A 22,001-nucleotide genomic window follows, 5' to 3' on the forward strand; every position below is an offset into this window, starting at 1 on the left:
ACGCCGAGCTGCCGGGCGATCAGTCGTAGTACTCGTTGCCCAGGTGGGTGATGAGGTCCTCCCCCATGAGCCATCGCATCGTGTTCTTGAGCTTCATCGACTGGATGAAGAGATCGTGCTCCGGGTACAGGGCCGGCGCGGTCATCGGGCTCTTGAAATAGAAGCTCAGCCACTCCTGCGTGCCGCGCAGCCCGGCGCGCTGCGCGAGATCGAGGAGGAGCGCCAGGTCGAGCACGAGGGGCGCGGCGAGGATCGAGTCGCGGCAGAGGAAGTTGATCTTCACCTGCATCGGGTAGCCGAGCCAGCCGACGAGATCGATGTTGTCCCACCCCTCCTTGGCGTCGCCCCGAGGTGGGTAGTACTCGATCCGCACCTTGTGGAAGAGCTTGCCATAGAGCTCTCCGTGGACGTGCGGCTGGAAAATGTGCTCGAGCACGCCGAGCTTCGAGACCTCCTTCGATCGGAACGAGTCCGGGTCGTCGAGCACCTCGCCGTCGCGGTTGCCGAGGATGTTGGTCGAGAACCACCCTGCGACGCCGAGCATCCTCGCCTTGAGCCCCGGGGCGATCACCGTCTTCATCAGGGTCTGGCCGGTCTTGAAATCCTTGCCGGCGATGGGGACCTCCTGCTTCCTCGCGAGCTCCCACGCGGCCGGGAAATCGACCGTCAGGTTCGGCGCGCCGTTCGCGAACGGGACGCGCTCCTTCAGGCAGGCCCACGCATAGATCTGGGAGCTCGAGATCGCCGGGTGGTCCTCGGCGAGGCCCGCCTCGAAGCGCGCGACGGAGGAGTGGACCTCCGCGGGCGCGATATAGACCTCGGTCGATCCGCACCAGACGGCGACGGCGCGCGCAGCGCCGCTCTCGCGCAGGAAGTCGCGGATATCCTCCCGGACCTGCTCGACCATCGCGGCCTTGTTCGCGCCCTTCTTCACGTGGTTGCCGTGCAGGCGCCTCACGTACTGCGGGTAGAACACCGCGGGCATGGGGCGGATCCGCTCCAGCTCCTCGCGGACGGCGTCGAGGTGGCGGTGATCGAGCACGTCCGCGTGCCGCGCCGACTCGTAGGCGTTGTCGGGGAAGATGTCCCACGCGCCGAACACCAGCTGATCGAGCGCCGCGAGCGGCAGGAAATCCTTGATCCTGGGCGCGCGGTCGTCGGTGCGCGGGCCGAGCCGGATCGTGCCCAGCTGCGTGAGCGACCCGATGGGCGCCGCGAGCCCGCGCCGCGCGAGCAGGGCGCCCGCGATGGTGGTCGTGGAGACGGCGCCCAGCCCCGGCAGCAGGACCCCGAGCTTGCCCTCCGCGGTCTTGATCTCTTTCGGCTGCTTCACGTGACGTGTTCCCCCCGGTCGTGGTCGTGGGCGCTCGTCGGGCAAGGGCGGGCATCCGCCGGCGCCGTGGGCGCGGCGAGCGCGAGGTCGGTCGAGGCCGCGCGGCGCTGCGACCCGCCGGGAGCATGAAGCTCGAACGCCGCGATCACCACGGGCCGGCGCGCGCGCGATGGCGTTTCCGGCGGGCTCCCTTCGCGCGTTTCCGGTGCTCCCTTCCTCTCGGCGCCTCGGACGGCGGCATGCGGCGCTGCCACGAGGCGGCGTGTTCGCGACGCGCCGGGCCGCCCCGGCGGGCGATCACGGGGAGGGGCGCGGGTAACCGGCGGCGGGGGTCATCGCCTCGATCCAGGCGCGGACCGCGGCGACGGCCTCCTCGTCGACGCGCCGGGTCGCGAGCGGCGGCATCTGCTCGGGCGGCGCGCCGGGCGCGTCGCGCCGGGACATGGCGCGGAGCACGGCGCTGTGATCCGGATCGAGGGGCCTCAGCCGATCATAGCGGGCTCCCGGCGGCGCCCCGGGCGGGCGGAGCTTCGCGGGCTGGTTGATCGCCGTCTGGTAGACGCGCGTGCCGCGGACGTCGCCCACCCGGCCGGCGGCGTCGATGTCGAGGCGCATCTCGAAGTGCGTCGCGACGCCGAGCGGGTGGTGGCACGAGACGCCGCAGTTGACGTGCAGCAGGCCGAGGGCGCGCCGCTCCGTCTCGGTGCCGGGCACCTCGAGCGCGGCCGCGTCGGGGAGCGGGCCGCCGGAGGTCGTCGACAGGAGGCCGCGCTCGACGAGCTCGGCATACGTCAGGCCGCTGGCGCCCCGCGCGGCGAGCTGGATCGCCTCGAATCCAAGCGGGTTGTCGGTCTTGCCAGCGTGGCAACGGATGCAGTCGACCTGCGCCGGGATCGCATAGTCGGGGGCGCCGGGGACGTGGGGGACACCGGCCTTCACCTGCGTCGCGCTCGCTCCGTCCTCCGACCAGACGTAGGTGGCGCGCGTCCAGCGATCCTCCGCTGTCTTCCACAGGAACCTCGTCTCGATACGCCGGCTCGCGCCGGAGACGGGCAGACGGAACTCCTTCCACAGCCTGGTGCCGACGGGAAAGGTCCAGTCGTTCATCCGGGAGACATCGATGGTCGCGCCCAGAGGGAGGTAGATCCAACGCGTCTTCTCGGCGCCGTCGCTCCAGAGCTCGAAGGCCGGCTTGAACTCGCGGACGCCCGGCGCGATGGTGCGCGCGCCGGGGTCGCTGTAAAGCCCGGTGCAGCGGAGATCGTGAGGATCGGTGTCGCCGTCCTTGCACGGCGGCAGGCCTCCGGGCGCCTGGACCGCGCCTTGGCCGGGGCGATCGCCTGCGCCGGCTGCGCGCTTGGTGGCCGCGTCCGCCGGGCCGCTCCCGTCCGGTCGGGTGGGGAGAGGCTCGGGCCGGGGCGCCTCCTGCGCGCCGCAGCCGCCGCAGCCGGCCAGCAGCAGCGACGCGAGCACGGCTTGCCAGGCGCGGCCTCTCGTGATGAAGGTGGAGAGGGAGGTGCCCGCTTGCCCGAGAGACCGAGCCACCGGCGCGTCGTGGGGCGCGCTGCCTATGTGACGAGAGCGTGCCATCGGACCGCCTGGTGCCTCCTGCTCGCAGGCAGTGTAGCCGCCTGCGACAGGCGCGTGCAGGTCGCGGGGCCGCCCGAAGAGCCTCGCGAGGGCGGCCCTCCCGGCCAGGCCGCGGCGGTGGGGAACCCCGTCCAGGCGGCTCAGGGGGGCCCGGGGGCGATCGCCGCGCAAAACACGCCGGCCGCGCAGGGGGCGCCGGCGACGCAAGGCGCCCCCGCGGCGCAGGGGGCGCCCGGGAGCGCCGGGGAGCTCGCCCGCCCGGCGAAGTGCGGGGGCGTCCCGTCGCTGAAGCTCACCATGGTGGCGAGCATGCTCGACCAGCCGACGTATGTGGCCGGTCCGCCCGGCGATCCGTCGCGCCTCCTCGTGCTCGAAAAGACGGGGATCATCCGGCTCATCAAGGACGGCGCCGTCCAGCAGGCGCCGTTCCTCGACGTGCGATCGCGCGTGTTCTTTCCGGCGCCGAACGCGGAGGGCGGCCTGCTCGGGCTCGCGTTCCACCCGGACTACGCGAAGAACGGGCGCTTCTGGCTCCACTATTCGTCGGCCCCGCGCGGCAACGTGGTGATCGAGGAGTGGAAGCGCGCGGCGCAGGGCGGCGACTCCGCCCATCCCGAGCCGGTCAGGTCGCTGGTCGACGTGAAGCACGGCGCCTGGAACCACGTCGGCGGGATGCTCGCCTTCGGCAAGGACGGCTATCTCTACGCCGCGATCGGCGACTCCGCGCGATCTCCGAGCCCCGCGGCCGATCTCACCTCGAAGCTCGGCAAGATCCTCCGCATCGACGTCGATCAGCCGGGCAAGGCGCCGGCGGGCAACATGACGAGCGGTGACCCGATGATCTGGGACTACGGGCTCAGGAACCCGTGGCGGTTCAGCTTCGACCGGCTCACCGGGGACATGTACATCGGCGATGTCGGCCAGAAGAGCTGGGAGGAGATCCTGGTGGAGCGCCCGGGCCAGGGCAGGAACGATTACGGCTGGGAAGCGATGGAGGGCACCCATTGCTACCCTCCCGGCGCGACGTGCAAGCCGCGCGGCCTCCCGCCCGCGGTCGAGCACCCGAGGAGCGAGGCGGGCTCCATCATCGGCGGCTATGTCTACCGCGGGGCGAAGATCCCGTGCCTGCGCGGCCGCTACCTCTATGGCGACTACGTGACGGGCCGATTCTTCTCCTTCGTGTGGGACGGCAAGTCCGCGACCGATCCCGTCGAGCTGACCTCGGCGTTGAACCCGAATGGACTCCCGTCCTCGTTCGGCGAGGACGCGGCCGGGGAGATCTATGTGGTGATGTTCAACACGGGGCGCATCTACCGGCTCGATCCGGGGTGAGGCGGCTCCACGGCCGCCGGCGCGTCGCCTGCCTTCTCCGGGACGGGCTGTCGTCGTGGCGGCGACGGAGCGCTCTGCCGCAGCGCCGCGTCGAGGAACGCGCGCACGTCGCGCTCGAGCTGGCGCTGGAACGCCTCCCGATCGAAGCCGGCGCGATCGAGCGCGGGTAGGAAGTCCGGGCGCCGCATCTGGGGAGGAAACGGGCTCAGGAACGAGTAGTGGTTCGCGTTCTCGACGACCTTCAGCGTGACCCGGCTCGGGTCGGGGACGAGGTCGAGGACGAGCTGCCCCTGCCATCTCGGCGCGATGCGGTCGTGCTCCGCCACGAGCAGGAGGATGGGCGCCTCGACGTCCTTCAAGGCGTCGTTGGGCACGAACCAGCACGCCGCGGGGGCCATCAAGACCAGCGCCTTGACGCGCGGGTCCTTCGTGACCGCGACCCTCTGCCCCGGCCCCGTCCAGGGCTGCCCGCCCGCGAGGGCGAGCGCGGTGTAGCCGCCCATCGAGTGCCCGATGACGGCGATGTCGTCGCGCTGCAGGCGAGGCCCGAGCTCCGCGTCGGAGCAGACAGCGTCCACCGTCAGCCGGGCGTGCCGGGGTCGACGCTCCAGGTTCTCGATCGCCTCGGTCAGGGACCGATCGTTGCGGTTGTCCCCGGGGTGCTCGGGCATCGCGACGACATAGCCGCTCTGTGCGAGGTGGGACGCGAGCGTCCGATACCCGAGCGGCGTCCCGCCGCCGCCGTGCGAGATGAGCACGAAGGGGAGAGGGCCGCCGTGCACGGGCGCATTCCAGGCCACCTCGATCGAGTAAGGCCCCATGGCGACGGCCTCGGCAGGGACGTGCGTCGGGTACATCACGAGGACCGGGAACGAGAGGTCGTTCATCGGGTCTCGAACGGTCAGGCTGCGGCAGCCCACGAATCGATTCATGCTCGTTTCTCCGGACGGTGTCGGGGGGATGGGAAGACCAGGGACGATGCCTGTCTGTTCACGGGGAGCTCACTGGAGCGGGAGGAAGACGTCTGTGACGGCCTCGTGATCGGGCACCTCCGGGAAGAAGCGCACCCGCTGCAGGAAGAGCGGGAAATCCCGCAGCTCCTCTCCGCTCATGGGGAGCCAGGTCGCATAGAGGTACCTCACGGCCACGTAGAGCGTGTCGTCGCACCCGACGTGCCGCAGGACGGCGCAGCGGCCGCCGGGGATCGCCTTCTCGACGACGCCGTGCGGGTTCTCTGCAATGGGGCGGTGGATGCCCGCGCAGAGGTCCGCGCGGTAGGCCTCCGGCGGGGACTCGGCCGGGTCGTCGTACAGGATGTTGAAGGTCGCGCTGACCCTCGGCGGGAGCTTGTTCTCCTTGCGCCACGCGATGAACCGGCGCACCGATTCCAGGATCCGCTTCGGGTCGCCGCGGTGCTCGAAGGCCGCGACGCGCGTCTCGTTGAACCGCACGATCGCCACGTCCTCGGCGCGGTGAGCGGCCTTCATGGGGAGGGCCCTTGTCTCCCTCAGGCGCTCATGGGTCGCGTGCCAAGGATCCCACCGGGGCTGCTCCCGGAACTCGGAGGGGGACTGCCCGAACGCTCTCTTGAAGGCGCGCGAGAAGGCCTCGGGGCTCTCGTAGCCGCTCGCCATCGCGATGTCGATGATCCGGGCGTGCTCCCGCTCCAGGAGCGCGAGCCGGTAGGACGCGCTCCGCAGGCGGACGAGCTTCACGTACTCGTGAACCCCCATTCCGAACAGCTCGGAGAACTGCCGGTGAAAATGGTACTTCGAGAACGCGGCGATGCCGCTCAGCCGCTCGAGCGTCAAGTCCTCGTCCAGGTGCGCGTCGATGTGCTCGAGCACCCTGCGGAACCTGGCGATATACGCGTTCTCGGCGGCTTCGGTCAACGCGGCGTCCTCCTCGGCGAGAGACAAGGTAACGAGGCGCGGCGCGCCGTGCCTGACCGAAATTGCTGAACTTCGGGGCGACCGGGGCCCGGAGGGTGCTGGAGGTGGCACAGAAGCGCGGAGGTGGCTGGCCGGGGGATGCCCATCTTTCCGCTGAGGTAAGAATTTTGGTAAGCGTTCACCGCCCAGACCTCCTGAGCTGGGTGGTGTTACGGAGTGGGATTTCACGCTGCGGCCCGTGACTTGTCACGGTGCAACCCGTGACTTGTCACGGTGCAACCCGTGACTTGTCACGGTGCAACCCGTGACAGGTAGCGGCGCATCGGTCCGCATTTCCAGCTCGGTCGTGCCTTTGCCGCACGGAGCGTGATGGCCGGACGACCAAGGCCATTGTTGAACCTGGCACGAGGCGTGCGAGGACCTCCGGGCAGCGGTCGAGGAAGACCGTCGTTCACGACGACCGCGAGGCATCGGGCATCGGGCCTCCGGGCGACGACCGCCTCGGCAGACCTGGCAGCCAGCGCGCAGGCGACACGACTGCCACGAGCCCGAGCCGCGCCGATCGTTGTCCACGTTCTTGCGGATCTTTGAAGCCGAGCTCGAACCGATACCAGGAGCTCGACAGCTCCGGCCATGGGGGCCCGGGCGGCACGGTCCAGGCTGCAGAAGTAAGGATGGAAGTGACGGGATGAGCCAGCTGGTCAAGCATGATACTGGGACAGGGGCGGGCCTGCATTCGAACCCACGAGATTCGAGCTCTCCGGGGCTGCCGGCGGAGCGCTCCAAGGACCGCTTGATAGGGAGGTTGCTCGCGGGCTGCGCGGTGATCGGGTCGCTGTTCTTTGCCTATGAGCTCGGCGCCCGCGCGACGCTTCCAGAGCGCGAGCGGCAGCACGAAGACAGCCCGTCGCGGCCAGGCTCGGTCGCCCCGAACGCCGCCCCGGGAGCGGAGGAGCGCGCGCAGCACGCTCACGCTGATGAGCACGCCGCCGGCGCTGCCTCTCCGCCCATCCGGCCCCTCGAGCCGGGGCCGCCTTCGAACGAGCCCGCCGAGCCGCCCAGGGAGCCATCGCCGCGCGAGCATCGAGATCGCGTCTTGCGTGAGCTCCGTGCTTCAGGCCCGGACCACCGCTTGTTCGCGCCTGCGTCGGCCGTCGTCGGCGCGTGGACGAGCAAGCTCGCGAAACTGGGGGCCGCGGGGACGTTCGAGCCGCTGGAGTGCTACGCGAAAGGCTGCTCCGTGACGGTCGTCCATGCATCCGCGGTGAAAGCGGAGGAGGCCACCGAGGTCATCACCCGGACCCGCGAGTTCAACGGCTGGCAAGCCGGCAAGATGCGCAGCGGCTTGATCGAGCACGACGGCGATCGGGTGGAGGTCACCTGGATCCTCGACGCGCCGCCGCCGGACAGCCCCGTGCTTCCGGAGGAGCTGCCTCGGGACGACCTCGACGAGCTTGTGGAGCGCGGCTCTGGACGATGAGAGCTGCGCTGCCGCGGCGCGGCGTGGAGCCTTGATCGGCTCGACGTCGAAGTGAACGGAGAACAGAGGAGAACGGTATGGGACACAAGGTGCGAATAGGGGCGCTGGCATTCTGCGCGATCGGCCTGGTCACGGTCGGGGCGCACGCGCAATACGTCTACACTCGAGGTCCGAACCACGTCAACATGAGCGGCACCCGCTGCCGCGCTGCGTTCGGTAGTGAGCAAGACAAACTGACGCACTCGGTGCAGAAGACCTCGGTCAAGGGGAACGTTTCTGCGCCCGTGGTTGTCGTTTGCCCGATCACGAGGCGCGCGACCGCCTACTACGGGGATTCGGTCTCATCAAGCACGGCGACCGAAGTGACCGCGACCGGGTTGAAGGCCGAGGTCAAGGACGATAATACGGGAGAGGCGGTGCGCTGCACACCGTTCGCGCAATCGATCGGCGGCAGCGTCGTTTGGGGCACCTCCCGCTACGCGTGCTCCACCGCCGGGGGTTGCACCAGCGCGCCGGCGGGGTCCTACACGACTCCTCTCGGTGGATTCAACACCCTCTCCTGGAGCAACCCTTTCACGTCGCAGACCTCGGTTCAGTGGGGTCTGTCCTGCACCATGCCAGGTAGCTCCAGCATCGGCTCCTACGAAGCAACGGTCTCTTCGAATTGACAGGTGAACGGCATGAAGAAGATCACAATCGTGGCGCTCGTCGCCTCGGCTCTCTCGTTGAGCCATTCGGCGCTTGCGACGCACAAATCCTGGCTGATGAAGAACGGGGGGGCAGAGTGTACATTCGCGTACCCGCTCGCCACCGATCGGATGGATTCGAGCGGTGCGATTCACAACTCCGGCACCTCGGAGCGCGGCGTCATCTGCCCGGTCGCCTTGTCGGGCCGCTGGGGCTCGAACGGGACGCCGGCGTTCAACGCCAAGCGCTGGGCGGATGCGCTCTCGGCGATCGTCTACTTCGATCGCAGAGGAGCGGGGACGCGGACCGTGAGCTGCTACGCCGCGATGCGCGCCTCCGATGACTTTGTTTACTACAGCGCCTCCGTCTCGGACACCGGCGGCTCCGGCGTCGGTCGGCTCGACGTGGCGGGGTCGACGAGCGGCGGCGGCCAGTGGGCGGGCGGTACGGGCGACGGCACCACGCTGGAGGCCCATGAGGATACCGTCGTGAAGGGCCTGGAATTCGTGTGCTTGGTGCCCGAACGAACGGCGATCCTCGGTTACAAGGCCAAGCTCTGCCAGCTCACGGGTGACTGCACTCACGGAGGCGGCGATCCAGAGGACGACACCACCTCATCGACCATGGGGAACTACGTTCAGACGAGCGGCGTCGAATGTTCGCCGGCGGGCACGGAAGGTGCGATCGAGACCGTCTATCGGAACGGGGGTGGGGTCACGAACCTCGGGAGCTCTCCCGTCGACATCTTCTGCCCGATCGCTCCACCCTCGGACGACAGTCGGGAGCATAATCGCAGCGTCACAGCCACGACGGTCTACTACTCGGATATCTACAACACGGCTGCCTCGAACTCGAACTCCTGCGTGGGCGGCGCGACTTGCCCGAGCTGCCGGCTCATGTGGTATGATAGGGATGGAATCATGCAAGATACCGGCGCGCTTTCGAAGATTGCCGGCGTTCGTGAGTTGTACCAGGGAGCCGCCTCGCAGCTTATCGGTAAAGAGCTACAGTTCGGGGTGATGTGCCGGACGCCGCCGAATTTGACGATCGAAGGGATCACCTCTCTCGTGACCGTGAGTGATATCTCAGGCGGAATTTGAACGTCGTGGGTTCTGCTGTCGAAGAGGAAGCCTGTGAGGAACTCAGAGACATCTCCAGGCTTCACATCGCGCAACGCGCCCGAGGCGCCTCAGGCGACCCGCCGCGGCTCTCGATGAAGTAGCTCGCCCTCGCGCGGATTCATGCCCAGGCCGGCGTCTGCTGCGCCACCTCGTGTTCGCCGAAAGCCTATCACCTGGCCTCTCCCGGCGGGGAGTGGGACGTCGGCGCAGCTCAGTAGAAACGAGCCGGACGGAGAGCGCTGCGTGCCGAGCCGGCGCCCCGCCCGGCGCGAGCCCGCGCCTCCGGGCAAGGCGCTTCACCCGGCGCGGGCGAGCTCGCCGCGTACCGCTGCCGTGAGCTCGAGCGAGCGCACCCGCGCGGCGTGATCGAAGATCGGCGAGCTCACGATGAGCTCGTCTGCGCGGGTGCGGGTGATGAAGGCGTCCAGCCACCGCCGCACGGTCTCGGGCGAGCCGGCGACCGAGCAGGCCAGCGCCTGCTCGAGGCCGGCGCGGTCCAGGGGGCTCAGGTCGCGCTCGAAGTCGTCGACCGGCGGAGGAAAGGGCCCCGGCCGGCCACGGCGCAGGTTGACGAAGGCCTGCTGGAGCGAGGTCCACAGCCGGCGCGCCTCCTCGTCGGTGCCGGCGGCGACCACGTTGATCCCCAGCATGACGCGGGGCTCTGCGAGCCGATCCGAGGGGCGGAACTCCCTTCGGTACAGCGCGATCGCCTGCGCCATCTGGCCGCCTGAGCGCGCGGGCGGTGACGGGGTCGGAGCCTGGCGCGCGCCCGAGGCCCAGATCGATGCGCCCCGGAAAGAGCGATGCCAGCGTGCCGAACTGCTCGGCGATCACGAGCGGCGCGTGGTTCGGGAGCATGATCCCGGAGCCCGCAGGCGCCGACGCGGATCGTCGAGGTGCCGTCGGTCACGTGCGCGATCACGACCGAGCGCGCCCTCGTGACGCCGAAGCCGCCCGCGAGCGGCACGCGGCGCGCGGAGAAGAAGGCGTGTGACGACGCAAAGGCGGACGAGAGAGCGCCGGAGCGCGAGTCCACCAAGGCGCCGGAGCAGACGGAGAACGAAGCTCCGGTGCCGCCCGCCACGTCGCCGCTTTGGCCGACGCCCGACGTCGTGATGCCCACGAGCATCACCGTCGCGCATCGGGGGCGCTCGAGCGAGGGCGAGCTCATCGCCGGATCGCGCCGCATCGACTGGCATCTTCTTCTGCGCCGAACCTTCGACGTCCGGAGGACGGGCGCCGGGCACGGCGTGGCCGGCAGCAACGCTCTCGATCGCGGCGGGTCGACACGCAGCGACGCGCGCCGGTGCGCACCATGCCGCGGCGAGCGAGGCGCTGCTGCGTTACGTGCTGCGACCCACGATCGCAAAGGAGCGCGTCGAGCCGCAGCAGGACGGCCTGCTGCGGCTCTCGCTCAAGCGCGCCTTTGCGGACGGGACTGTCGCGGTGGATATGGATCCGGCTTGATTTGCCTACGCGCTTGCGCTTCCTACACCCTAGTGGTAGTGCCTCCTCGAGGTGAGGGATTACTGGTTATTTAGAGCGTGGAGGCTCTACGGCTTCGGCGGTGAGAGGACCTATGTGCTGCGAGCGCGTGATGCACCGGCCGAGCCGGCTGGGGCCCACCTCGAGCCTATTCCTGCCGTGTTCGCTTCGTTAGCCGTCGATGACTGGCGGGACGACAATGTTCGCGTCCTGCAGGACATGTTCTGCGAGCTCACGCTCAGCAGCTTGTCGAGCTTGCACGCCTATGACCAGAGAGTGGCTCGCGAGCTGATCGGCGTTCGCCTGCGGCAAGCCCTGCAGAGGGGAGAGCTCGTCGCCTTTCGCGAGGCATGCACGCCGGCATCGTTCGTGCCGCGAGGCGTGGGTGCGAAAACACCGGAGCCGCGACAGCCGCCTCTGGAGGCGCCGGCCACGCTTTCGTTCTACGAGATCACCCTGCTCGATGAACTCGATGCTCCCATTGCGGGCGTGCGCTTCTCCATGCGCACGCCGGCCGGCACGTTCACGAGGACGACCGATGCTGGCGGCGTCGCCCGCGTCGATGACCTACCGCCTGGCATCGGTAACGCGTCCGTGGTCGGGTTGGCCGAGCTGCAGGAGAGCTTGAAGGAGCGCGAGCGCAAGCCACGCCGCACGGCTCCACCACCCGACGGGGACGCGTGGCACATTCGCACGCTCGCGCGAGCGCTTGATCCGATCACGGTGCCCAGCGGCGAGCGACAGTACCTCATGCTGGTGACACGAACCGACGTGTTTGCGCTTGTCGCAGGTTGGGAAAGGCTATCACTTGCCGATGCGGCAGGCCCCTGGACCTTCCATGGAGGCACCGAGACGGTGCTGAGCCTGCATGCCGATTCGGCGGAGCGAAAGGTTCAAGTCCTTGGCCAACCGTTCTCCCTACCCGAGTTCCTGCCCCCGAAGAACGATCCTCTACCAGGCGAAGCGGAGCGCTGGGAACCACCAAATATCTATATTGTCCAGCCGGGAGATACACTGAGTCTCATCGCCACGCGCCATCTTGGCGCCGTGGATCGCTGGGGTGAAATCTGGGCACGGAATCGAGCATCGTACGAGGGTCGAACCCCCGACATCATCTATCCGGGCGACCGCTTCGTCATGCCTGATGATGCCCTTCCCCACCTGGTTGCGCGCTGCCTCAATCGATGCGCCCCCACAGCCCGCCGGCGACCTGACGGCGCCGGAATGGCTCAGCATCGCCGTGGACTGGATTCATGAAGCGCTGTTTGACAAGGACTTCGACACGGTCATCTCCCTCCTGGAGAGCCTGCCCATCGAGCCCTCGCCGCCCCCAGCGCAGGCACCAGCGCCCATCCTCGAAGAGCTCATTTTTCGAGCTCACTTGACCCACCTGGCCTTCGAGGGGCAGGTCGATCCTCCCTACTCGGCGTCGGAGGAGGGATGACCCTGCACATCGCGGTCACCTGGCCAAACGCAAACAGCCCGCTTCTCCCGGACAATCTCGCTGACGTGAGATTGGAAGCCGGAGGCACACCGCTCACGCCGAAGCAGACTGCGCCGGGGCGGCGGGAGTACGAGATCCCGGACGGTGCGGCGAAGCTCTCGCTGAAGGCGAGTTTTTCGGTTGCGTTCGGCCCGGTCAAGGGTACGGCCAAGAACCCGGATGTGCTGATCGACGTCGGAGCGATGACCCATGTCGTGCTCCGAGCCCAGCAGGAGTTCGATGTAGTCGACGGCGGAACGCGGCTACGGCCGGTGAATCAACCGGCGTACGCAGGCCCGCATCCGCTCGTTCACATGGTCGGAGCGGCTAATCTTCATGCCGCTGTCTCCATCAAGCTTCGCACGGAGTTCGTCGACATCACGCCGTTCTGGAAAGTCTACGCGGCGGTCTGGAGCTATTACGAGACCGAGCATAAGCCGGGTACCAGGCTCCTGGTGCTCGGCGCGACGGGCGCGACACCGATCATCTGGTTCGCGAGCATCCCGGACGCCTGCCTTCATTGCACCAACGGCTTCGCCTCGTGTCTTGTATTCTTCCGCCCGGCGAACTACAGCTATACCCAGGTGAACCAGCCGCACCATATGTCGGCGCTAGCCCGGTATCTTCTCAAGCCCAAGGAAGAGGACGACGCCACAGCGCAGTCGTGGGAGCGCGATTTCATCGATGTGAATGGATACAACCTCGTCCGCTGCGGCTTTGAAGACGCGCTCGCGCGAAGCCAGCGCGCCGTGGTGCTGCTTCACCCCTGGCCGAGCGGCACGAACTTCGGCAGCGCGGCCGGCAAAGATCTGCCGGAACTCTGCGCCGGCGCGCTCCGCCTGCTCTGGGCCGACCAGCACATCTTCCAGAGCACGGGCAATGTCCGCCTCGGCCGGCTCGGTGTTTCCGGCTTTAGCCGCGGCGGCGGCGCTCTGTGGCCAGCGCTGGCCTCGAACATCGGCCGGGTCGACGAGGTGTACGCCTTCGACTGCGTCGGCACGGGCACGAGCGCCGGCACGATCGTGCAATGGTATAACAGCCGTCCCGAGGCGCGGCTCCGGATGGTGGGCGGCGCATACAGCATGGCGACGCACCAATCTATCTATCGGACGATTCAAACTACGAATCGGGTGACGGGACCGCTCACGAACGTGACAGCGATCCCAGAGAGCGACAAGGGTTATGCGCCCGGGGTCAACCCGCTCTGGGATCATGTCCTCCAGAATCGGGAAGACATGCGGAGCGATCCAGATACGCGGCATCAGTTCGCGATTTTCGGAGGGTACATTGCTATCCCGGGACCGTTCGCGCTGACGTTCCTGCTGCGCTTCCTTAAGGAATCGCTGTTCATGACCCCTTGACCGCAGCGAGCAGCTCAGGGCGCGCGCCGGAGTGCGCGGCCGTGCCAGGTATAGCGACCGCGTCCACTGCACAGGCGTCGGAAGATGTCGCGGGCGTTCTGCCATGCTGGTCGATCCGCGGGCATGGCGCCGTGGTGGGCCGCGTCGATCGCTTTGAGCGCGTCTTCGCAGGAGGAGCCGCCGGGAGCCCTCGCGGCGTCGGAGAACCGGAGTACCCCCTCCTCGACGCTGGGCGTGATTGCGACCTTGCACAGGGCCAGGTTCTGGGGAGGGCACTCGTCGAGGGCGGCTGAGGCGGGCAGATCGAGGACAGGTCGGAGGGCGCCCTTGTCTGCAAGATAGAGCACCGTATGCACCACATAGGGGATGAGCGCCGCCTTCTGCTCATGCCCGCGAGAACACACGAGCAGCTCGGCATCGGGCAGAACGAGCGTCCCGCTACAACTGCATTCGTTGACCCGCTGATGATGTGGGCTGACGACGAGCGTCGACCAGCAGGCAGCGTCGGGCCGCCACCGTACGCCGCGGGCCGTGAGCCAGTCATCAACGTCGAACGGCGTGACTGCATCGACCTTTGGACGCCCACCCGTCATCACGGGGATCGGCGCGACAGCGGACGGCGGAGCGAGAACGCCGGCGGATGTCGCGGCGCCACTGGATGCGGTTGGAGTGACGCTGGACGAGGAAAGCGGAGACGTCCCAGACGGCGGTGCGCCGGTGGTGGATGCGTTCGGCGGCACCGGCGACGATAGGTCGCACGCGATTAGGCTCGACGCGGCGAACAGGCGGGTGGTGAACGGGAGGAGGAAGCATGCGGCTCGGTGCATGTCGGACGCAGGGTATAGCGCGGGGGCGGGTCAGGTCCTGCGTACAAAGGAGGTCTTACGGTGAGCAGCGTGGGTGCGCGCGTGGTCCACGTGATCGGCCTCGGCGCTCAGACGTCGGTCGGCCTCACGTGCCCTCCACGACCGCGGCGCTCAGCGGCGCGATTTGCCGGTTTTGCACCTGGGACCACCTGCGCGACCGCCGCACCAGCCACGCGCTCACCCTTGCCCCGCTCGGCACGCTCGGCCGCGATCTGCCGGTCTCAAAGCGGATGCTCAACCAAGGCGGCGAGGGCTTCCTCCTGCCCGTCGACTTCGCCCCCGTCCGCCCGGCAGACGCCCGCAATGCGCCCCCCGCCGCGCGCCTCTTCCAGGCCATCGCCGCCTCGAAAGCGGCGCGCGTGCCGAGCACCGTCCCGCGAACGAGCCGGACGGAGAGCGCTGCGTGCCGAGGCAGCGCTTCACCCGGCGCGGGCGAGCTCGTCGCGCACCGCGGCCGTGAGCTCGAGCGAGCGCACGCGCGCGGCGTGATCGAAGATCGGCGAGCTCACGATGAGCTCGTCGGCGCGGGTGCGGGTGATGAAGGCGTCCAGCCACCGCCGCACGGTCTCGGGCGAGCCGGCGACCGAGCAGGCCAGCGCCTGCTCGAGGCCGGCGCGGTCCAGGGGGCTCAGGTCGCGCTCGAAGTCGTCGACCGGCGGAGGAAAGGGCCCCGGCCGGCCACGGCGCAGGTTGACGAAGGCCTGCTGGAGCGAGGTCCACAGCCGGCGCGCCTCCTCGTCGGTGCCGGCGGCGACCACGTTGATCCCCACCATGACGCGGGGCTCTGCGAGCTGATCCGAGGGGCGGAACTCCCGGCGGTACAGCGCGATCGCCTGCATCAGCTGGCCCGGCGCGAAGTGCGAGGCGAAGGCGTAGGGGAGGCCGAGCGCCGCGGAGAGCTGCGCGCCGAAGAGGCTGGAGCCGAGGATCCAGATCGGCACGCGGAGCCCGGCGCCGGGCACGGCCTGCACGAGCTGGCCAGGCTCCGCCGGGCGGAAGTAGCCCATCAGCTCCAGGACGTCCTGGGGGAAGCCGTCCGCGTCGCCGGCCAGGTTGCGCCTGAGCGCGCGGGCGGTGATCGGGTCGGAGCCCGGCGCGCGCCCGAGGCCCAGATCGATGCGCCCCGGAAAGAGCGACGCCAGCGTGCCGAACTGCTCCGCGATCACGAGCGGCGCGTGGTTCGGCAGCATGATCCCGCCCGCGCCGACGCGGATCGTCGAGGTGCCGGCGGCCACGTGCGCGATCACGATCGACGTCGCGGCGCTGGCGACGCCGCCCATGTTGTGGTGCTCGGCCAGCCAGTAGCGGTGATAGCCGAGCCGCTCGGCGTGGCGCGCGAGATCGAGCGCATTGCGGAGGGCCTGCGCGGCGTCTCCGCCCTGGACGATCGGAGCTAGGTCGAGAACGGAGAAAGGAATCATGTTGGACACCTCGCCAGACTGTTGCACGCCACGGACGGTTGCGGCACCGCTCGGGGACCGGCGCGGCTCGCGCGCGGTCTCCGCGCGTGATCGCGGTGAGGAGGGGGCCCCCGCCAGCGCGCCCGGCCGGCGCGCCCCGCGGCGCATCGCCCCGTGGCGCTCGAGCCCGTCTGGAACGCCATGACGTGGCCGCGCCCGCTGTATTACGCTCGGCCCGTGCGCCGTTCGTCCTCGCCGCTGCGCCGCCTGCCGCAGGTCCTGCTCGTCGTCGCCGCCTCGGCGGCCGCGGTCGCGTCGCCCGGGGGAGCGGCCGCGACCCTCTGGCCCAACGTGCCGGAGCAGATCGCGCGTGCGCTCACGTCGGGCGACGCCCTGGAGCGGCGCCTGGCCGCGACCCGCGTCGGCGAGCTCGCCCCGGAGACGGCGATCCGGCTGATCCAGCGAGGCATGAGCGATCCGGACGTCGAGGTGCGGCTGCACCTCGCCGGGGCGGCCGTGCGCCTGCGGATGCCGCGCGCGGGGGACCTCGTGATCGAGTGGCTCGGCGAGGGCGACGCGCGCCTGCGGCTCGCGGCCTGCGACGTGATCCGCGCGGCGCCCACCGACCGCTCCATCGTCGCGCTCGGGCGGGTGCTCGGCGATCCCGATCCGCACGTCCGCCTCGCCGCCGCGACCGCGATGGGCGCGGCGGGGCTCCCGGACGCTGTCTCGCCGCTGCTCGGCCACCTCGACGACACCGCGCCGGAGGTGCGCGCGGAGGTCGCGCGCGCGCTCGGCCGGATCGGCGACGCGCGCGCGGTCGTGCCGCTGATCGGCAAGGTGCAGGACTCGGTGCCGGAGGTCCGCAAGGCCACGGCGCGCGCGCTCGGAGAGCTCGGAGACCCGCGCGCGGTCAGCGCGCTGCTGCTCGCGCTCCAGGACGCATCCCAGGACGTGCGCGTCGAGGCGGTGACCGCGCTCGGCCGGCTGCGCTCGGACGACGCGACGTCCGCGATCGCCGATCTCGTCACGGCGTCGCCGGGGGCCGCCGGCGCGTTCCCGGGGGCGCGGCCGTCCGACAGCGCCGCATCGAGCAACGACGTGCGGGAGGCGGCGCTCCGCGCGCTCGGCCGCATCGGCTCCGAAGCGGCCGTGAAGGCGCTGCTCGCGGCGCTCGCGAAGGACAACCCCGCGGCGCCGCGCTCCGCGGTCCGCGACGCCCTCGTCAGCGCCGGCGCCGCGGCCGTCCCCGCGCTCGTCGCCGCGCTCTCGGCCGCGCCGTCGGCCAACACGGCGGCGGGCGCCGCCCTCGTGCTCGGCGAGCTCAAGGCGAGGGAAGCGCTGCCCGCGCTCGTCCGGGGGATGCAGCGGGGCGTCGTCCCGCTCCGGCACGGGCTCCGCGCCCTGGGCGCGCTCGGCGATCCCGCGGCGCTGCCCAGCGTGCTGGAGCTGCTCGGCGACGCCGACCCCGCGGTCCGCGCGGAGGCCATCCGCGCCGCGACCGCGCTGCTCGATCCAGCGCGGCCCGACGGGCGCGCGGTGGATCCCGCGCGCGCCCTGCTCGTCGATCCGGCGACCGCGTCCGACGAGAAGCTCGCCCTCGTCCAGCTGCTCGGGCGCACCGGCTCGCCGCGCGCGCAGGCGGCGCTGCTGCCGCTCGCCAAGGCGCGCTCCACGCCGCTCCGCCTCGCCGTGATCGAGGCGCTCGGGGCCGCGCGCGCGGCTGGGGCGCTCGGCGCGGCCGTGGACGCCGCCCTGCTCGCGGCGCTCGACGACGAGTCGGCCGACGTGCGGCTCCGGGCGGCGATCGCGCTCTCCCGCGTCGCCGGCCCAGGGAGCGCCCGGCCGCTGCTCCAGCGCCTCACGGTGGCGGCGGAGCAGGACCGCGGCGCGCTCGGCATCGCGCTCTCGGGCGCCCTGTCGCGCGCGGACGACGCCGGCGGCGCCGGGAGCGCCGGCGGCGCGACGGACGCGAAGGCCGCGCGCGACGCGAGCGGCAAGGGCCTCGTCCACGAGGTCGCGGCCGCGATCGCGAGCGCGCCGGACGCCGCGCGCGACGCGCTGATCGAGGGGCTCGGGCGCATGCCGGGGCAGGCCGCGGGCGCCGCGCTCGCGCGGATGGCCTCGGCGGCGCCCATCGACGATCGCCGCAAGATCGCCGAGGCGCTCGCGGGGCACCCGGAGGCCGCCGCCGCGCTCCGCAAGCTCGCGGGCGATCCGGATCCCGGCGTCCGCGCCAACGCGGTCTGGTCGCTGGGCGCGGCGGGGGACAAGGACGCGCTGCCGCTGCTCGCGCCGCTCCTCAAGGACCCCGACGCCGCCGTGGCGGGCAACGCGGCGGGCGCGATCGGGCGCGCCGCGGGCCGCGCCGGGCAGCCGGCCCGCGCGGCCGCGGCGCTCTGCGCGGCGCTGCCCGACGCGCGCCCCTACGTGCGGGCCAACGCGCTCGCGGCCCTCACCGTGGCCGGCGCCCGCTGCGACGGCGGCGCGGCCCGCGACCTGCTCGCGCGCGACCCCGCCGAGGCGGTCCGCCTCGCGGCCGCCGACCACCTCGCGCGGAGCGGCGCCGACGACGATCGCCGCGCGCTCGCGCGCTGCGCCGCCGAGGACAGGAACGCCACGGTCGCCGGGCGCTGCGCCCGCCCTGCGCCGCCCCGCGCGCCGGCCGCCGCCGCCGAGGACGTCGTGGTCTTCGTCGTCCCGTTCGACGCGGGCCGGGGCGGCTCGGCCCGCGACGCGCCGGCCCCGCGCGCGCCCTTCGCGCTCCTGCGCGCGGACGGGCTCATGCGCCTCGGCGTCGCGGACCGGCGCGGAGAGCTGTTCGAGCGCGGCGCTCCCCGGGGGCCGATCCGCCTGACCGTCCCGGCCCCGCTCGTGAAGTGAGCCCGCGCCCGCCGCGCTGAGCCGGACACCATGCGAACCCGACCCGACGTCGAGCTCCGGATGTCCAGGACCGTGCACCCGGGCGACGTCGTCCTCGTCGAGCTCGTGCTCCGCTGCCGCGGGAGGACGCCGGTCGACGCGATCGAGCTCCACCTGGAGGGCATGCAGGTCGCCCGCGTCGAGGAGCGCGTCCTCGTGCCGCCCCACTTCCTCTCGCTCGTCGCCCGCCTCTCGGGGGCGACGACGCTCCCGGAGGGCGAGCAGCGCTACCGCGCGAGCTTCCCGCTCCCGGCCGACGCGCCCTGCTCGTACCTCGGCACGCGCGCCGAGATCCGCTACGGCATCACGCTCTCCATCGCGATCCCGTGGTGGCTCGACGTCCAGGAGTCCTACGAGGTGCTCGTCACGCCCCGCCCCGTCACGCGCCCGGCCCGGTCGCCGGCCGCGGGGACCACGGCGCGCGGCGACAGCCCGTTCGTCGAGGTCTCGCTCGACGATCGCGTCTTCGCGCCGGGCGACGAGATCTCGGGGGCGGTGGCCCTCGGCAACGTGCAGGGCCGCGGCGTGCGCGGGATCGAGATCTCGCTGGTCGGCGTCGAGCGCCTCCTCAGCGCCGACCGCTCCGCGCCGAACCGCGCGACCGAGGCGCACCGCTTCACCGCGTTCCGCCGCGCGGACAGCCGCGACGAGGGGCGGGAGCTGCCCTTCCGGTTCCGGATCCCCCGCTCCGTCGCGCCGTCGTTCGACGCCGGCTGGGTCGCCCTCGTCTGGGGGCTCGAGGTGCGCGTCGACCTCGCGCGCGCGGACGGCGTCGTCCACACGACGCCGCTCGTGCTCGGCGTCTTCGACGCCCCGCCCGGCCTCGGCGCGATGCGGCGGCAGATCGGCTCCGGGCGGTGGCGCGCCGTCTGGGAGGCGGTCGGCGCGCGCCACGGCCTGTCCCTCGACGCGCTGGAGCTCCGCCTCACGGGCACGCTCTCCGGCGCCGCGGCGTCGGTGTCGATCGACGCGGGGTCCTCGTCGAGCGGCGCGCTCGTGGGCGAGCTGCGCTGGCCGTCGTGGGGGCTCGACCTGGAGGTCGGCGTGAAGCGCTTCCTGCTCGCGCTGTCGTCCGAGGACGACGAGGGCTTCGGCCGCCGCTACCGCGTGCGCGGGCGCGATCCCGGCCAGGTGCGCGCCGTCGTCGCGGGGCCGCTGCGCCGGGCGCTGCTCGCCTTCGACGACGTCCGGCTGGACGACGAGCACGTGTCGGTCCGGTCCCGGACGCCGGGCCACGATCAGCCCTGGCTCGGCGCGTTCCTGGAGCACCTCGCCGCGCTGGCGGCCGAGATCGGCGCCGTGACCGAGCGCATCCCGCCCCCCACGCCGATGGCGGGGATGCGCGCGGCCTGGGAGCGGTTCGCGGCCGAGGTCCACGGCCGCTTCGAGGTGGGCCGCATGCGCATCCGGGACGCGCAGGTCGACGGCGCCACGTTCCACGTCGACACCTGCTTCGAGCGAGGCCCCCACCCCGAGCGCTCCGAGATCACGCTGGTGGTGGATCCGCCCCTCGACGCGGCGCTCGACCCCGACGACCCCGAGCAGCTGCGCGCCGCCTCGCCCGGGGCGCGCGAGGCGGTCAAGCGCCTGCAGGCCCGCACGCGCGCGCTCCGGATCGCCCCGCACGCCATCGTGATCACGCTGCCGGCCCCGCTCGAGGACCCGGCGACCCTGCGCGATCTGCTCGGCGCTCAGCTGCACGTGGCGGCGCTCCTGCGCGGCCCGCGCGTCGCCCGCCCGTACCGCTGAGCCGCGAGGAGCGGGCGCCCGGGCGGGGGCTAGCGCTCCTGCGGGAAGTTGCCCCGGATCAGCAGAAGAACCGCCATGGCCCCAAGGCCGCCAAGAGGCGAAGGGCTGTTCCTGCATTGGCCCTCCTATTCCCCGGGTTTCTTGGCGCCCTTGGCGTCATGGCGGTTCGCTTCCCGGCCCGACTTTCCGCAGTCGTACCAGGGCGACCACGCGAGCGCCGGAAGGCACAAGGCGCAAGAGGCAAGAACCGACGATCCGGGAATCCCCTTACGCGGCGCGCGGCTCGCTGATTTCCACACAAAACGCTGGCGGATCCGGGCTAGAGTCCCCGCCCATGCTCGACAAGCTTTCTCGCGAAGAACGCCTCCAGCTGATGCGGTTCATCTGCTCGTTCGCCTGGGCCGACCTCCAGGTGCGCGACCAGGAGCGCGAGTTCGTGCGCAAGATGATCCTGCGGCTCCACCTGGACGCGGAGGAGACCAAGCAGGTGCGCGGCTGGCTCGAGCTGCCGCCCGCGGCCGACGACGTGGATCCGATGAAGATCCCGCGCGCGCACCGGCAGCTCTTCCTGGACGCCGCGCGCGAGATGATCTCGTCCGACGGCGAGATCGGCGAGGAAGAGCGCGAGAGCCTGAGCCTGCTGGATCAGCTCACGCGCTGACGCGGGCGCGGGGCGTGCGGTGCGTCGACCGATGACGGATGCCAATGACGGATGGATGAGGAGCCGGTGAGCGGTGGAACGATGAGCACGATGGCGCAGGGAGGGGCCGGCGAGGGCCGGACCCCGGCGGAAATGGGACCGAGCTCGGCCGAGAAGCCCTGGGTCGGCGTGATCATGGGCGGCAAGAGCGACTACGAGCACCTCGCCGTCACGAGCGAGCTTCTCACGCAGCTCGGCATCCCGCACGAGGTGCGCGTCGTCTCGGCGCACCGCACGCCGGACCGGATGTTCGAGTACGCGAGCACGGCCGCGGAGCGCGGGATCGAGGTGATCATCGCCGCCGCCGGCGGCGCCGCCCACCTGCCCGGGATGGTCGCCGCGAAGACGGTGCTGCCCGTCATCGGCGTCCCCATCCCCGCCACGGCGCTGAACGGCATGGACGCGCTGCTCTCGATCGTCCAGATGCCGAAGGGCGTCCCCGTCGCCACGATGGCGATCGGCAAGCCCGGGGCGGCCAACGCGGCCCTGTTCGCGGCGGCGGTCCTGTCGGGCAAGCACCCGGAGCTCCGCGAGCGCCTCGCCGCCTTCCGCGGCGCCCAGGAGGCGGCGGTGCTACGCGACTCGGTCATCGTCTAGCTC

The 22,001-nt window shown here is 71.1% G+C and carries 17 protein-coding genes and 1 pseudogene; 11 read left to right on the forward strand and 7 right to left on the reverse strand.

Annotated features, from left to right (window positions below; all coding sequences use genetic code 11):
• Window positions 1–19: 19 nt before the first annotated feature.
• The gene (locus WMF14_RS10425; RefSeq protein ID WP_437800486.1) at window positions 20–1,333 is read right to left on the reverse strand and encodes an inositol-3-phosphate synthase; all 1,314 of its coding nucleotides are present in this window, start codon (window positions 1,331–1,333) and stop codon (window positions 20–22) included.
• Between the two features lie 297 nt (window positions 1,334–1,630).
• A complete protein-coding gene (locus WMF14_RS10430; protein WP_437800488.1) occupies window positions 1,631–2,878 on the reverse strand; it encodes a hypothetical protein in 1,248 nt (415 codons plus the stop codon).
• Between WMF14_RS10430 and WMF14_RS10435 the strand changes: the two genes are divergently transcribed.
• Window positions 2,858–4,255: a PQQ-dependent sugar dehydrogenase gene (locus WMF14_RS10435; RefSeq protein WP_437800490.1), complete on the forward strand. Its 1,398-nt coding sequence runs from the start codon at window positions 2,858–2,860 to the stop codon at window positions 4,253–4,255. The genes WMF14_RS10430 and WMF14_RS10435 overlap by 21 nt on opposite strands.
• Here the strand turns inward: WMF14_RS10435 and WMF14_RS10440 are convergent.
• Together WMF14_RS10440 and WMF14_RS10445 are read right to left on the reverse strand one after the other, a co-directional pair.
• Window positions 4,234–5,187, reverse strand: coding sequence for an alpha/beta hydrolase family protein (locus tag WMF14_RS10440; protein ID WP_437800492.1), 954 nt, complete (start codon window positions 5,185–5,187; stop codon window positions 4,234–4,236). The genes WMF14_RS10435 and WMF14_RS10440 overlap by 22 nt on opposite strands.
• 69 nt (window positions 5,188–5,256) lie before the next feature.
• Window positions 5,257–6,147 (reverse strand): AraC family transcriptional regulator, encoded by an 891-nt coding sequence (locus WMF14_RS10445; protein ID WP_437800494.1) that lies wholly within the window; start codon window positions 6,145–6,147, stop codon window positions 5,257–5,259.
• 688 nt (window positions 6,148–6,835) lie between these two features.
• Here WMF14_RS10445 and WMF14_RS10450 point away from each other — a divergent pair.
• The 3 genes from WMF14_RS10450 to WMF14_RS10460 all read left to right on the forward strand — a co-directional run bounded on the left by WMF14_RS10450 (window position 6,836) and on the right by WMF14_RS10460 (window position 9,414).
• A complete protein-coding gene (locus tag WMF14_RS10450) occupies window positions 6,836–7,627 on the forward strand; it encodes a hypothetical protein (protein ID WP_437800496.1) in 792 nt (263 codons plus the stop codon).
• Between the two features lie 77 nt (window positions 7,628–7,704).
• Window positions 7,705–8,295 (forward strand): hypothetical protein, encoded by a 591-nt coding sequence (locus WMF14_RS10455; protein ID WP_437800497.1) that lies wholly within the window; start codon window positions 7,705–7,707, stop codon window positions 8,293–8,295.
• A 12-nt stretch (window positions 8,296–8,307) separates the two neighbouring features.
• On the forward strand, window positions 8,308–9,414 hold the full coding sequence (locus WMF14_RS10460) for a hypothetical protein (protein ID WP_437800499.1): 1,107 nt from the start codon (window positions 8,308–8,310) through the stop codon (window positions 9,412–9,414).
• Window positions 9,415–9,731: 317 nt separating this feature from the next.
• On the opposite strand, the pseudogene WMF14_RS10465 reads toward WMF14_RS10460, so the two are convergent.
• Window positions 9,732–10,369: pseudogene (locus WMF14_RS10465) on the reverse strand (LLM class flavin-dependent oxidoreductase); the annotation flags it as partial.
• Between the two features lie 710 nt (window positions 10,370–11,079).
• Here WMF14_RS10465 and WMF14_RS10470 point away from each other — a divergent pair.
• Genes WMF14_RS10470 through WMF14_RS10480 form a run of 3 tightly spaced genes read left to right on the forward strand, consistent with a single transcriptional unit; the run spans window position 11,080 to window position 13,764 of the window.
• Complete coding sequence (locus tag WMF14_RS10470) at window positions 11,080–12,177, forward strand: LysM peptidoglycan-binding domain-containing protein (RefSeq protein ID WP_437800501.1); 1,098 nt, start codon at window positions 11,080–11,082, stop codon at window positions 12,175–12,177.
• Entirely contained in the window at window positions 12,161–12,364 is a 204-nt protein-coding gene (locus WMF14_RS10475) for a hypothetical protein (protein ID WP_437800503.1), read from the forward strand. The genes WMF14_RS10470 and WMF14_RS10475 overlap by 17 nt, the downstream gene beginning before the upstream one ends.
• Entirely contained in the window at window positions 12,361–13,764 is a 1,404-nt protein-coding gene (locus WMF14_RS10480; protein WP_437800505.1) for a hypothetical protein, read from the forward strand. Before WMF14_RS10475 ends, WMF14_RS10480 begins: the two co-directional genes overlap by 4 nt.
• Before the next feature lie 14 nt (window positions 13,765–13,778).
• On the opposite strand, the gene WMF14_RS10485 is transcribed toward WMF14_RS10480, so the two are convergent.
• The gene (locus WMF14_RS10485; protein ID WP_437800506.1) at window positions 13,779–14,357 is read right to left on the reverse strand and encodes a hypothetical protein; all 579 of its coding nucleotides are present in this window, start codon (window positions 14,355–14,357) and stop codon (window positions 13,779–13,781) included.
• Window positions 14,358–15,049: 692 nt separating this feature from the next.
• Window positions 15,050–16,051 (reverse strand): LLM class flavin-dependent oxidoreductase, encoded by a 1,002-nt coding sequence (locus WMF14_RS10490; RefSeq protein ID WP_437800508.1) that lies wholly within the window; start codon window positions 16,049–16,051, stop codon window positions 15,050–15,052.
• Between the two features lie 216 nt (window positions 16,052–16,267).
• On the opposite strand from WMF14_RS10490, the gene WMF14_RS10495 reads away from it, so the two are divergent.
• The 4 genes from WMF14_RS10495 to purE all read left to right on the forward strand — a co-directional run bounded on the left by WMF14_RS10495 (window position 16,268) and on the right by purE (window position 21,998).
• Window positions 16,268–18,913 (forward strand): HEAT repeat domain-containing protein, encoded by a 2,646-nt coding sequence (locus tag WMF14_RS10495; RefSeq protein WP_437800510.1) that lies wholly within the window; start codon window positions 16,268–16,270, stop codon window positions 18,911–18,913.
• A 30-nt stretch (window positions 18,914–18,943) separates the two neighbouring features.
• Window positions 18,944–20,701, forward strand: a complete 1,758-nt coding sequence (locus WMF14_RS10500) for a hypothetical protein (protein WP_437800512.1) — start codon at window positions 18,944–18,946, stop codon at window positions 20,699–20,701.
• 334 nt (window positions 20,702–21,035) lie between these two features.
• Window positions 21,036–21,362 carry a TerB family tellurite resistance protein gene (locus WMF14_RS10505; RefSeq protein WP_272101485.1) on the forward strand — a complete coding sequence of 109 codons (327 nt, stop codon included), beginning with the start codon at window positions 21,036–21,038 and terminating at the stop codon, window positions 21,360–21,362.
• Window positions 21,363–21,494: 132 nt separating this feature from the next.
• The gene (purE, locus tag WMF14_RS10510; RefSeq protein ID WP_437804174.1) at window positions 21,495–21,998 is read left to right on the forward strand and encodes a 5-(carboxyamino)imidazole ribonucleotide mutase; all 504 of its coding nucleotides are present in this window, start codon (window positions 21,495–21,497) and stop codon (window positions 21,996–21,998) included.
• The last annotated feature ends 3 nt before the right edge of the window (window positions 21,999–22,001 follow it).

Source organism: Sorangium sp. So ce693 (assembly GCF_051521375.1).
Classification (GTDB): domain Bacteria; phylum Myxococcota_A; class Polyangia; order Polyangiales; family Polyangiaceae; genus Sorangium; species Sorangium atrum.